Annotated in this window: 6 protein-coding genes and 1 pseudogene; all 7 read left to right on the top strand. The window is 58.6% G+C overall.

Annotation, left to right across the window (positions count from 1 at the left end; genetic code table 11):
- A pseudogene (gene tssF / locus QMM04_RS16445) lies at positions 1 to 1,706 on the top strand (type VI secretion system baseplate subunit TssF); the annotation flags it as partial.
- Entirely contained in the window at positions 1,703 to 2,752 is a 1,050-nt protein-coding gene (gene tssG / locus QMM04_RS16440; protein ID WP_282996554.1) for a type VI secretion system baseplate subunit TssG, read from the top strand. The pseudogene tssF and the gene tssG, both read left to right, overlap by 4 nt.
- Positions 2,753 to 2,805: 53 nt before the next feature.
- The gene (gene tssH / locus QMM04_RS16435) at positions 2,806 to 5,412 is read left to right on the top strand and encodes a type VI secretion system ATPase TssH (RefSeq protein ID WP_097116753.1); all 2,607 of its coding nucleotides are present in this window, start codon (positions 2,806 to 2,808) and stop codon (positions 5,410 to 5,412) included.
- 29 nt (positions 5,413 to 5,441) lie between these two features.
- Positions 5,442 to 6,884 (top strand): serine/threonine-protein kinase, encoded by a 1,443-nt coding sequence (locus tag QMM04_RS16430; RefSeq protein WP_282996553.1) that lies wholly within the window; start codon positions 5,442 to 5,444, stop codon positions 6,882 to 6,884.
- Between the two features lie 20 nt (positions 6,885 to 6,904).
- Positions 6,905 to 8,827 carry a type VI secretion system tip protein TssI/VgrG gene (gene tssI, locus QMM04_RS16425; protein ID WP_097116755.1) on the top strand — a complete coding sequence of 641 codons (1,923 nt, stop codon included), beginning with the start codon at positions 6,905 to 6,907 and terminating at the stop codon, positions 8,825 to 8,827.
- Complete coding sequence (locus QMM04_RS16420; protein ID WP_097116758.1) at positions 8,824 to 9,237, top strand: DcrB-related protein; 414 nt, start codon at positions 8,824 to 8,826, stop codon at positions 9,235 to 9,237. Before tssI ends, QMM04_RS16420 begins: the two co-directional genes overlap by 4 nt.
- A 2-nt stretch (positions 9,238 to 9,239) precedes the next feature.
- A partial coding sequence (locus QMM04_RS16415; protein ID WP_282996552.1) for an RHS repeat-associated core domain-containing protein occupies positions 9,240 to 13,400 on the top strand: 4,161 nt, incomplete at its 3' end.

Here is a 13,400-nt window from a genome sequence, read left to right as displayed (position 1 = left end):
CATCACGTTTTCAGCGAAAAATGGATGCGTAATTTCCGCGCTTTTCTCAGCGAATGCTGGAGATGATTTCACCTGGCTATTTAGCGCCAACACCGTCAATGTCGATTGCCCAATTGACGCCGGATAGCCGCAAAGGGAATATCAGCAACGGTTTTCTGGTGCCGCGTGGCACCATGATGGAGAGCCAGAGCCTGAAGAAATCGGGCGTCACTTGTAGCTATACCACGGCGCATGACGTGATGTTGCATCCGTTACGCATCAGCGATGTGACGCTCGGCGGCGTACCCGGTGACATTCCGCTGGGTGAGCTGAAATTGAGCGCTCTGGGTGCAGCCAGCGCATTACGCATCAGAATTGAGTGTGAAGGCGTTTCCTCCCTAAGCCAACTGACAATCGATGAACTGATGCTTTACCTCAGCGGCCCGGATATTCAGGCGCTAAGGTTGCTGGAACTGTTGATGCAGCATCGTGTGGGCATCGTGCTGCAATCGGTGGAGCCACAGCCGCAGCGTCAGGTACTGGCCGATAACGCGCTGCAACAACAAGGTTTTGCGCCGGAGCAGGCATTGTTACCGGACGATTTGCGCAACTTCGATGGCTACCGTCTGTTGCAGGAATATTTTGCTTTTCCGGCAAGGTTTCAGTTTATCAGCCTGCATCAACTGGCGGCGCTATTGTGCCGTTGCGAACATGCCACAGCCTTCGACATCATTATTCTGCTGGATAAGGCCGATGCCGAACTCGAGAGTGTGGTGGATCGCAGCCATCTGGCGCTGCATTGTACGCCGGTGATTAACCTGTTCCCGAAAATGGCAGAGCGACTAAAAGTCAGCGATAGCCAACATGAATATCACCTGGTGGTGGATAATATACGCCCGCTGGATTACGAAGTGCATTCGGTGCAACGCTTGTTTGCCAGCGTACAAGGGCAGCGCGAGGAACAGGTATTCCGACCCTTCTGGAGCACCTTCAGCGCGGATAATGGTGACTACGGCGCCTATTTTTCCCTGCGTCGTGAACAGCGCACGCTGTCTGAGCATGCGCAACGCTATGGCACTCGCACCGGCTATATTGGCTCTGAAGTGTTTCTCTCGCTGGTGGATGAACACCACACACCGTGGCGCGATGATATGCGCCATCTCTCCGCTGAGGTCATGTGTACCAGCCGTGATTTACCGCTGATGCTGCTGCAACAGGAACACGGCCAGTTTGTGATGCCGGATTCAATCCCGGTGAGTCAGCTGACATTGTGCAAAGGGCCAACGCCACCGCGTCCGGCGCTGGCAGAAGGCTTATCCTCCTGGCGGCTGATAAGCCATCTGCAAATGAACTATCTGAGCCTGATGGACAGCGCTGACGGAGAAGGGGCAGCCGCCTTGCGCCAGTTGTTAAGTCTGTACGCCAATCTGGCGGAAGCGCCAGTGGCGCGCCAGATTGAGGGCATTCGCCATTGCCAACTGAGTGCGGTACATCGGCGAGTGCCGGAACCGGGGCCCGTCGTGTTTGCACGTGGGGTCAGTATTGCGCTGGAAGTGGATGAGCAGGTGTTCTCCGGAGCCAGTCCATGGCTGTTTGGCAGCGTGCTGGAACGGGTCTTCTCGCGATTGGTGGCGCTCAACAGTTTCACCGAACTGACGCTGAGCAGCCAGCAACGTGGCGAAGTGGGTTACTGGCCGCCGCGTATGGGCAAGAAGGCGCTGCTATGAGTGAGGTTGCACAGATTATCCATCTATCGCGCGCCAGCCGTCTGCCGGACGATTTCTGGCCAGCGGTGATGGCGACTCCCTGGCGCTATGACCTGTTCCAACTGTTGCGTCGGTTAAATGCGCAAAGTGGTCAGCGTTATGCGCTGGGGCGTGCACCCCTGCCAAAGTTCGAAAGCCTGCGCATCGGCCAGATGCCCTCCCTGACCTTCGCCCCGGCGACGCTCGCCTCGGTGCGCGAGCGCAAGGAAGAGGGGCGTCATGATGTCTCCATCTACAGCTTTGGCCTGTTTGGCCCTAACGGGCCGCTACCTACGCACTTGACTGAATATGTTCGCGAGCGTATCGACCATCATCAGGATCACAGTCTGGCGGCTTTTGCTGACCTGTTTCATCACCGGGCCACTTTACTGTTTTACCGCGCCTGGGCGGATGCGCAGCCGACCGCTTCTCTCGATCGCGGCGATGATAAACGTTTTCAGGATTATCTCGCCTGTCTGGCCGGGATTGGTTTTCCGGCTCAGCAACAGGCCAGCTCGCTCAGCCTGCATGCGCGCCTGATGTTGGTGGGGCATCTCAGTCGCCACGGACATGATGCGGAAGGTCTGGTGCGCATTTTGCGCCTTTATTTTGGTATCCCGGTGCGGCTTGAGCAAAACCAACCGCAGTGGCTGACGCTGGATAGCCGCGATCAGGCACGCCTGGCCGCCGGGCGGCACATGCCACGCCTCGGTGAGTCGGCTTTTCTCGGGGTGGCGGTGCGCGATGTGCAGCACCGTTTTCGCCTGCGTTTGGGACCACTCACCGCCGCGCAATATGCCCACTTCTTACCCGATGCGCCAGGGGCATGTGAAGTGCGCGACTGGGTGCAGCACTACATCGGTATTGAAATGCAGTGGGATCTTAGCCTGATCCTTGCCGCGAATGAGGTCGAGGGTACGGCCCTGGGCGGCAGCGCCCGACTCGGTTACACCAGTTGGCTGGGACAACCAGCACAGCCTGTCGATCGTGAAGATTTTGTTTTTGAAGTTGAGGCAGCCTCACGCTAGCCCATCGCCTTTTCCTGTCACATAGCCTGCTTCTTCTATTATAGAGATTCGATATGTCAGAAATCAGCCGTGCCGTGTTATTCGGCAAACTGGATACGCTGTTATTTACCTCGCTGGAAAGCGCCACCGCCTTTTGTAAGCTGCGTGGCAATCCCTATGTCGAGTTGGTGCACTGGTTGCATCAACTGATGCAGCAACAGGACGGGGACTTACAGCAGATAATCAGTCATTTTTCACTGGATGAAAACGCGCTGACGCGGGATATCGTGGCGGCGCTTGACCGTCTGCCACGTGGTGCGAGTGCCGTATCCGATCTTGCCGAGCACATCGACAGTGCCGTGGAGCGCGCCTGGGTCTATGCCTCGCTCAAATACGGAGCCAGCCGCATTCGTGGCGGTCATCTGTTGATCGGTCTGCTTAAAACCTACAGCCTCGCCAGTGTGCTGAAAGGTATTTCAGCGCAGTTTGCGCGTATTAACGTCGATGCTCTGCTGGATCAGTTCGATGCTTTACTGAGCCAGAGCAAAGAGGCGCAGCAGGCGCTGTCCCAACCGGATGTTGCTGCAGCCCCGGCAGCCGCCGGCAGCAGCACGCTGGCGCAGTACGCCCAGGATCTTACTGCGCGAGCACGTGAGGGCCGTATCGATCCGGTCTCCGGTCGCGATGAAGAGATTCGTCAGATGGTGGATATCCTGATGCGCCGTCGCCAGAACAACCCGCTGCTGACCGGCGAAGCCGGTGTCGGCAAGACGGCGGTGGTGGAAGGGCTGGCACTGCGCATTGCTGCGGGTGATGTGCCTGCGCCATTACGCGATGTACAACTCTGGCTGCTGGATATCGGCATGTTGCAGGCCGGTGCGGGGATGAAGGGGGAGTTTGAAGCGCGTCTGCAAGCGTTGATCAACGAAGTGCAGTCGAGCGCGACCCCGATTGTGCTGTTTGTGGATGAGATTCACACCCTGGTCGGCGCGGGTGGACAGCAAGGCACGGGTGATGCCGCTAATCTGCTTAAACCGGCACTGGCGCGCGGACAGCTGCGCACCATCGGCGCCACTACCTGGGCCGAATATAAAAAATATATCGAGAAGGACCCGGCACTGACGCGTCGCTTCCAGACCGTGCAGGTGCAGGAGCCGGATGAAGCCAAAGCCATCCAGATGCTACGCAGTACGGTTAGTGCGCTGGAGAAACATCATCAGGTGCTACTGCTGGATGAAGCGGTCAGTGCAGCGGTCAAGCTGTCGCACCGCTACATCCCGGCGCGGCAGTTACCGGATAAAGCAGTGGCGCTGCTGGATACTGCCTGCGCACGGGTCGCCGTCAGTCAGGGGGCACAGCCTCCGGAGCTGGAAGATTGTTTGCATCGTCTGGCGGCACTCGACATTGAAGCGGAAATCGCTGGGCGCGAGGCGAAAGTCGGGCTCGGTGCCCCTGAGCGCCAGCAGGAAATTGCCCGGCAGCAGGCATCACTCAGCGCTACGCGAGAGGCATTGACCGCGCGCTGGCAGCAGGAACGAACGCTAGTGGATCAACTTATTGCGTTGCGTGCACGTTGTGTCACTGAAGATGAAACTGCGCTGCGCAGTGAGCTGGATGCCACCCGGCAGCAGTTGCATGAATTGCAGGGTGAAGCACCGCTGCTGTTTGCCGCCGTGGATGCCAGCGTGGTGGCGGCCGTAGTGGCAGACTGGACCGGCATCCCCTTAGGACGCATGGTAAAAAACGAGATCGATGCGGTGCTGAACCTGGCGGAAACCCTGAACCAAAGAGTCATCGGCCAGCGCCATGGGCTGGATCTGATTGCGAAACGTGTGCGCACCTCACGCGCCCGTCTGGATAACCCCAACAAACCGGTCGGCGTGTTTATGTTGTGTGGCCCGTCTGGTGTGGGGAAAACCGAAACCGCGCTGGCGCTGGCCGAATCGCTGTATGGCGGCGAGCAGAACATCATCACCATCAATATGAGTGAATTCCAGGAAGCACACACCGTTTCCACCTTGAAAGGCGCGCCTCCGGGCTATGTCGGTTACGGCGAAGGGGGTGTGCTGACCGAGGCGGTTCGCCGTCGGCCTTATAGTGTGGTGCTGTTGGATGAAATCGAGAAAGCACATCCGGATGTGCATGAACTGTTCTTCCAGGTGTTCGACAAAGGCTGGATGGAAGATGGTGAAGGACGCCATATCGATTTTCGTAACACCATCATCATCCTGACCTCCAATGTGGGCACACAGCTGATTAGCGCATTGTGTGCCGATCCGGAACTGTTACCGGAACCTGACGCGCTCAGCAATGCACTGCGCAAGCCGCTGCTGGAGGTGTTCCCGCCCGCGCTGCTTGGACGCCTGCTGGTGGTGCCGTACTACCCGCTCAGCGATGCGATGCTGGCACAGATCGTCCGATTGCAACTGGCGCGCATTGTGCGCCGTCTGCAGGAGAACCACGGAATCTCAGCGGAAATTGAAGATAGCGTCGTCAGCCAGATCGTGCAGCGCTGCACCGAAGTGGAGTCCGGCGGACGGATGGTCGATGCCATTCTCACCAATACCCTGTTGCCGCAAATGAGCCAGATACTGCTCAGCGCCCACGCCCGCGATGAACGTTACCGTCGGGTGCTGGTGCGTTGTGAACAGGGTGAGTTTGTTTGCCAGTTTGATGTCTAAAGCCGTTCGTTATCAGAGAGTTTTCGTCTATGTCGGAACACGATAATCACCTCAATGTACCCAATGCCTTGCCGCTGGGTTATCGGATTAATGAGTTTGAGATAAAAGAAGTCATCGGTGGTGGCGGCTTTGGCATTGTCTATCGCGCCTGGGATCATCAGCTGGAGCGTGATATCGCCATCAAAGAGTTTATGCCGGCCTCGTTGGCGGTGCGTAGCGATGGGTTGAATCTGGTGTTGCGCAGTGAGCGGTTCAGCAAAACCTTCCACGCCGGTCTGAACAGTTTTATCCAGGAAGCGCGCTTGTTGGCACGTTTTAATCATCCCAACCTGTTACACGTGCTGCGCTTCTGGGTACAGAATGACACCGCCTATATGGGGACGGCGTTTTACAGTGGTTCCACGTTGTCCAATCTGCGTGCGCGCAATCCACAGCAGATCGACGAAGCCTGGATTCGTCGTCTGTTGCCCCCCCTGCTCGGGGCGATAAAAACCATTCATGATGCTGGCTATCTGCACCGCGATATTTCGCTCGATAACATCCAGATCCTGAGCAATAGCGAACCCGTACTGCTCGATTTTGGTTCCGCACGTAAAACCATCGGTAACCTGTCTGATGAAAGCGAGACCATGTTGCGTCCTGGTTTTGCGCCGATCGAGCAGTATAGCGACAACGATGAAAGCGAGCAGGGTGCCTGGACTGATATCTATGCGCTAGGGGCAGTACTGCACATGTTAATCACCGGTGCGCCGCCGCCGGTTAGCGTGGTGCGCAGCATCGAAGATAATTACCAGCCACTGGTGCAAAGTCGCCCTGCTGGCTATTCCACGGCGCTGCTGAATGCGGTCGACCAGGCACTGGCGTTGAAAGCCGAGGATCGCCCACAAAACATCGATGCGTTTGCGGAACTGATGGCGCTGCCCGAGCACGAATCTGAACCCTTGCTCGCGGCGAAAATCAGTGGGCCTGGCACCATGCTGGTGCCGATCGAAGAGGTGGAAGCCGAGGCTCCGTTATCGCCAGCGAAACGTTTTCTGCAACACCGCTTTGCGCTGCCAGGTTTGGTGGCGGCGGGTGTGCTGGTCGGGCTGGGCGTGGGGGTATTGATGGCCGGAGGCGGTGATGACGTGCCCGTGCAGGCGCAAAACACCACGGTGGCTCAACCCGCTACACCGCCCCCGGTGGTGGCAGAGAAACCGGTGGCCAAGGCCGAAGTCCAGACCGCACAGGCTAAAGTGGAACCCGCGCCGCCCCCGGTACCAGTGGCACAGGTTTACATCCGTCTGCAACCGGGCGAACACGTGCAGGTCAACGGCAAGCAGCAGGCCGTGGTGCCTGCGGCGAATGGTTTTGGCGCGCTGCAACTGGCACCGGGCAACTACACCTTCTCTATCAGCAGCCATAACGGCGCTCGTGAACAGACACTCACCATCAGTGCGGAAGGTGTCTGGCTGCTCGATCCTCACAGTTAATTATTTTCCGGGATTTACTTATGTTCTCACGCATCACCGTCCAGCTACCCACGGAGGGCCTGCTGTTCTGGAAACTCAGCGGGCGTGAAGCCCTGTCGGAATCATTCACCCTCCAGGCGGAGTTGTTGGCGACCGATGCGCGCATCGATCGCCATGCTCTGCTGGGCAAGTCGGTGACTTTTACGCTGCCGACACAGAATCTACTCACGCCACGTTACTTCAACGGCAAAATCACCCGCGTGGCCGTGCGCAGTGAGGAGCTGAATGGATCGCGCTATGCAGTTCATGCCCTGACCGTTGAACCCGACGTGTGGCCAATGAAACGTGATCGTAACCTGCGTATTTTCCAGAGCCAGACCGTGCCGCAAATCGTGCAGACGTTGCTGAAAGAGTACAACGTCAACGTCGAATCAAAACTCGCCAGTAGCTACCGGGTATGGGAATACTGCGTGCAGTATCAGGAGAGCAGCTTCGATTTCATCAGCCGCCTGATGGAACTGGAGGGGATCTACTACTGGTTTCGCCACGAATCCGATAAGCATACGCTGGTTCTGTGCGATGCAGCCGACCAGCATCAGGCGTTCAGCGGCTATGCCACCATTCCCTACCACGTAGCCCCTTCCGGTGGCAGCATAACGGAAGAGGGGATCAGCCAGTGGTCACTGGCCGAGAGCGTGACGCCGGGAATGTACAGCACGGATGACTATGATTTCCGTAAACCCAATGCCTGGATGCTTCAGGCGCGGCAGAACCCGGTTGCGCCCACGCCGGGTTCGGTGGATGTCTATGACTGGCCGGGTCATTTTGTTGACCACAGCCACGGCGAGTTTTACACCCGCATCCGCCAGGAAGTGTGGGAAGTGGAGCATCACAGCGTCAGTGGCACAGGTACGGCGAGCGGCATTGCGCCTGGTTACACCTTTGGGCTGCTCGATGCACCGCATTTCAGCGATAACGGCACTTATCTCACCACCAGTGCCGAATATAAATTCGAAGAAAACAGCTATGCCAGCGGTGATATTACCTCCTCGCACAATATCACCTTTACCGTGCTGCCGACCGCGATCACTTTCCGTGCGCCGCCCCGCACGCCATGGCCAAAAACCCACGGTCCACAGACGGCGAAAGTAGTGGGCCCCAAGGGAGAGTCGATCTGGACCGACCGTTATGGCCGGGTCAAGGTGAAGTTTCACTGGGACCGGCTGGCAAAGGGCGATGATACCAGTTCGTGCTGGGTGCGTGTTTCCAGCGCCTGGGCGGGCCAGGGATTTGGCGGCGTGCAGATTCCGCGTGTCGGCGACGAAGTGGTGGTGGACTTTATCAATGGTGATCCGGACCGTCCGCTGATCATTGGTCGCGTGTACAACGAGGCAAGTATGCCACCCTGGGCGCTGCCTGCAGCGGCGACGCAGATGGGTTTTCTGAGCCGGTCGAAAGATGGCACGTCAGACACCGCCAATGCTCTGCGCTTCGAGGATAAGTCCGGGCAGGAGCAGTTGTGGATCCAGGCGCAGAAGAACATGGATACCAACGTTAAAAACGACGAAACCCACAGCGTGGGGGGGTCGCGTACCGTCAGTGTCACTCAGGACTACAACGGCACAGTGTCGGGCAGCCACACCGAGGCGACGCAACTGGCCCATTCCCAATTGGTGGGCGGTGGTTTTATTCAGCGTGTGCAGGGGGCGATTGTGCAGGCTTCCGACAGCGGCATTCGTCTGGTGGCGGGCCAGTCGGTGCTGGAATTAGGCGCTAACGGCCAGGTCACGTTGCAGTGCGTGAATTTTAATATCGATGCTTCCGGCACCGGGCAGATCAACACCGGCGGTACGCTGGATCTGAACCTGAAACAACCCGGAGCATTACCCGCAGTGGAACCAACTCCAGCGCAAATCCAGGACGCCGTTAAAGCGGCATTTGATCAAGGAAAAGATAAAGCATGAAAACCGTTCCTTTTGCCCTCTCAGAAGGCGTACTTAACCTGCCCGCCGCAGTCCAGGACCACAGCATCAATGTGCTGAAATTCGCCGATGCGACGTTGGTTATTACCCGTGCCTGGGATGTCCCGGCAGGAGATGAGGAGAAATACCTCAGCCAGCAACTGGGCAAAATTAAACGCAATATGAAAAAGGTGGTAATGGGTGAGATCGCCGACAGCGATATCGCCGGTATGCCTGCCCGCGAGGTGGCGCTGCGCTTCGAAAATCAACATGTGATGGTGTATGAAAAACTCGCCGTGGCACGGGTGGATGACCACTTGCTGGCGTTTACCCTTAGCCGCATGCAGCCGTTTGATGCAGATGGCGATGCCTTCTGGGCCGCGATCAAAGCGGGTTTGCAACCGGGAGGCTGAGGATGACAGATTATCTCGCGGCGCGCATTGGCGATCCGCTGGTACACAGTTCGGCGCTGGCGGATTTTGTCGGCGGCCTGGTGGAAGGAGCGATTGTCGCAGGCATCATGATCGCCGCCGGCACCGGCGTTGGGGCGCTGCTGGGTGGCGTGGCCATTGCTACGCTGGTGTTCAGTGGAGGGCTGGAGAAGATCGGCAACGCGGCGGCATCGCTGGTCGACAGCCTGATCGACCCCGGACCGCCGGATGCGTTTATTGTCAGCGGGTCCGGCAACGTCCATATCAAAGGGAAGCTGGCGGCGCGCGCGGCGGGCAGCGTGTCACGTGATTACCTCAACGCGCCCGCGGCGGCTGACAATGGCATCGACTGGGCGGCGGTTGGCATGCTGGCACTGACCGGTGTGGCGGCGGCGATGAAGACCGCGCTTAACCCTGGTGCCGCGCTGATGGCGGTAGCCGAGCGCGCCAGCCATCTCTCAGTAGATGATGTAAAGGAGTGGGGCAAGAACGTCTGGACCAGCCTGATGCAGCCGGTGGTGGAGAGCGCCAGTCCGTATGCAACGCCACTGCCGCTCGATACCGTGGCCTGTACTAAAGGTCATATGGTCACCAGCAGCAATTTTATTGCGCAGGGCTCGAAAAAGGTGCTGATCAACAATCAGCCTGCCGCACGTAACGGCCACAAAAGTACCTGTGAAGCGGAGATCAAACTGAGCGAAAACCCGCGCGTACGCATCGGTGGCGATACCATCACGGTGCGCGATATCCACAGCGGTAAAAACATCTGGGCATACATGGCCGGTAACCTGATTGGCGGGGCGCTGGTAGGTATTCTGCCGGAGCTCTACCGCTTCGGCTTCAGCCGCCTGATTTTACGCGGGCTGGCAAAAGATATCGTTTGCCCCATCGGCGGGAATATCGTGATGGAAGGCGCTGTCCAGACGCTACACCCGGTGAATATTGCCACCGGGGCGAAAATTCTGGCACGGGAAGAGGATCTCGATTTTGTGTTGCCGGACCGCATGCCGCTTTACTGGCAGCGCATCTACCACAGCCGCAATCTGGCGACCGGGATGCTCGGTACTGGCTGGATGCTGCCGTTCGAGGTGCGCCTCTGGCGCCTGCCGGACAATCAACTGATCTACCAGGACATGACTGGCCGTGAGCTGGGCATGGGGGAAGTGCATGCGGGCGATGTGATTGATTTCAAGGGCGAGGGGCTGAAGCTGTTTTGCAGCCCGAACGGCGCGATGGTGATGCAAACCAGTGAAGGTGAGCATCAGCTGTTTGAGCCGGATCCCACGCGACCGGGGGAATGGCGCATCCACCGTATTTATGACCGCCATGAAAACGTACAGCATTTCAGCTGGAACGATGAGGGCAGGCTGCTACGTATCTCCAGCGATAACGATGCGCTGGATGTGGAACTGGAATATGACACCCATTACGGGCGTCTGAGCGCGGTTTACCAGATAGCGGCAGGATCCCGGCATCTGCTGGTTACCTATGATTATAACGACCAGGGGCAACTCACGACGGTGACGGACGCCGACGCTGTCGTCACGCGTCGTTATGGCTGGGATCAGGCGAGCGATAAGCTGGCGTGGCACAGCTATTCCACTGGACTGAAGGTCCAGTATCAGTGGCGGCCCGCACTCAACTCACGGCACTGGCGTGTCGATGCTTATCAGGTCTGTGACGAACAGGGTGACGTGCTGGAGAGCTGGCGCATTGAAACGGATGAGCAGCAGCGGGTGGCGCGTGTCAGTAATGATGAAGGCGTCAGCAGCGAGCACCACTGGGATGCATTGAGCCGCATCACCGCCTGGACCGATGCACACGGCGGACACTGGACATATACCTGGAGCGGCGACAGCGAACAGTTGCTGGCGATGACGCAGCCGGGGGGCGCACGCTGGGAATACGCCTGGGATGAACGCGGCAATCAGACGATGGAGCGTGACCCGCTGGATCGCACCCGCATCACCACCTGGCATCCGCTGTACGCGTTGCCCCTCAAAGAGGTGCTGCCAGATGGCGCACAGTGGCAGTATGACTATAACCTGGCGGGTGATGTCGTCGCACTGACCGATCCCACGGGCGGCGTGACCCGTTTCGAATGGAATGAGCAGGGGGATCTGACGCGGCGTATCGATGCACTGGAAAACAGCCATCAATTCTGGTGGGACATGCGCGGACAGCTGATCCGTGAAGAGGACTGCTCCGGCTACCAAAGTCAGCGCCAGTACGACGCCTGCGGAAAACTGCTCAGCACCACTGATGCACTGGGTAACACCGACCGCTACCAGTGGAGTGCAGCGGGACGACTGCAGACCTGGGTGCGCGCCGACGGGCGGGAAACGCTGTTTAAGTACAACAAAGCCGGGTTGGTGTGCGGTCAGAACATCGACGGCATGCTGGAGCGCAGGGTGACGCTTAATGCACGCGGTCAGGTCACCGAGGCGATTGACCCTGCCGGACAGGTGACGCGCTATGACTTCAGCCGCGCCGGGCGGCTGGTGTCGCTCACCAACGGCAACCGGCAGCAGTGGCATTTTGCGTACACGCCAGCCGGGCTGCTGACGCAGCAGCAGGATTACGCCGGACGTCAAACCGAATACCAGTACAACGGCATGCAGCAGGTGGAGAGCGTGATCCGTCACCCGGTGCAGGACAGCCCGCTGGCACCGCAGGTGGTGAATTACGACTACGACGTGCTGGGCAGGATGACGGTGCGCGAAACGGCACAGCACCGGACCGAGTATCGCTACCACGCCATGAGTACGGAGATCCACCGCTTCCCCTACGCTGCATGGCGGCAGGCCATGATCAGCGAGTGTGAACCGGCAGAGGCGGAAGTGATCGTTTTTCAGCGTGATGAGCTGGGCAGGCTGGTCAGCGAGCAGAACCACTCGGGCACTTATCAGCATCAGTATGATGCGCTGGGCAACCTGAGTGCCTCCGTCTACCCTGACGGACGTGAAATGCAGTTCCTGCGCTACGGAACCGGCCATCTGCTGGAGATGCAGCTGACGCTCGGCGGGCGTACGCATGCGCTGGCGGGCTACCGGCGTGACCGTCTGCATCGCGAAACTCACCGTACGCAGGGCGAGCTGGAGCTGGAGACGCAGTACGACATTGCCGGGCGCATGACCCGGCGACGCAGCGTGGATAATTTGCGGCAGCGTCTGGTGTCTGAACGGCGCTACCAGTGGGACCGTGCCGATCAGATTATTCGCCAGATTGTCACAGATGGCGCCCCGTCCAGCCCGTCAGAAAAATACAGCCAGTCACTGTGGGGCTACGATGCGGCAGGCAGAATGACGCGCAGCATTCAGCCGGACGGCGAGGAACGTTTCTGGTATGACGCGGCGGATAACCGCACCGGCGAAGATCTGCACCCGGTGTGGAATAATCTGCTGAAGCGTCTCGAGGGTATCCGCTGGGAATACGACGGTTTTGGTCGTATGACGGAACGGCACGACACCCGGCGCGGTATTGTGCAGCGCTTTCATTACGACGATGAACACCGCATACGTGAGGTGCTTATAGAGGGTGATGCCGACTACACCCGCGCGCAGTATCAGTATGATGCGCTGGGGCGCCGCACCGGCAAGCAGGTCTGGCGGCGTCATGCTGTGAAGCCGGAATGCACGCACTACTCGTGGTCCGGCATGCAGATGGTGGGTGAGCACAGCGACAGCAAACCCGATGCCGCAGTGCAGTATGTCTATGCAGAAAACAGCTACGAACCGATAGCGCGCGTCGACAGCAGTCAGCAGCACGCGGAGGTGTACTGGTATCACTCGGAGATGAATGGCCTGCCGGACAGAGTGACGGACAAGCGGGGTGACACCGTCTGGCAGGGGGCGTTTACCGCCTGGGGCCGCACGAAGCGGGAAAGTAGTGGAGTTGACTGGAAAGTGCCGCAGAACCTGCGGTTTCAGGGACAGTACCTTGACCGTGAAACCGGTCTGCACTATAACACTTTCCGGTACTATGACCCGTGCGGTGGGCGGTATACGCAGCTGGATCCGATAGGGTTGATGGGTGGGTTGAACCTGTATGGGTATGTGCCGGATCCGCTGGGCTGGGTGGATCCGCTGGGGTTGAGTCCCTGCAAGCCAACAAAAGTATTGCCTGATGCAGAACAAGGAATTTAT

This window comes from Pantoea sp. Pa-EAmG, from assembly GCF_030024295.1.
In the GTDB taxonomy this organism is placed as follows: domain Bacteria; phylum Pseudomonadota; class Gammaproteobacteria; order Enterobacterales; family Enterobacteriaceae; genus Pantoea; species Pantoea dispersa.
This window is presented reverse-complemented; position numbering and strand designations above follow the sequence as displayed.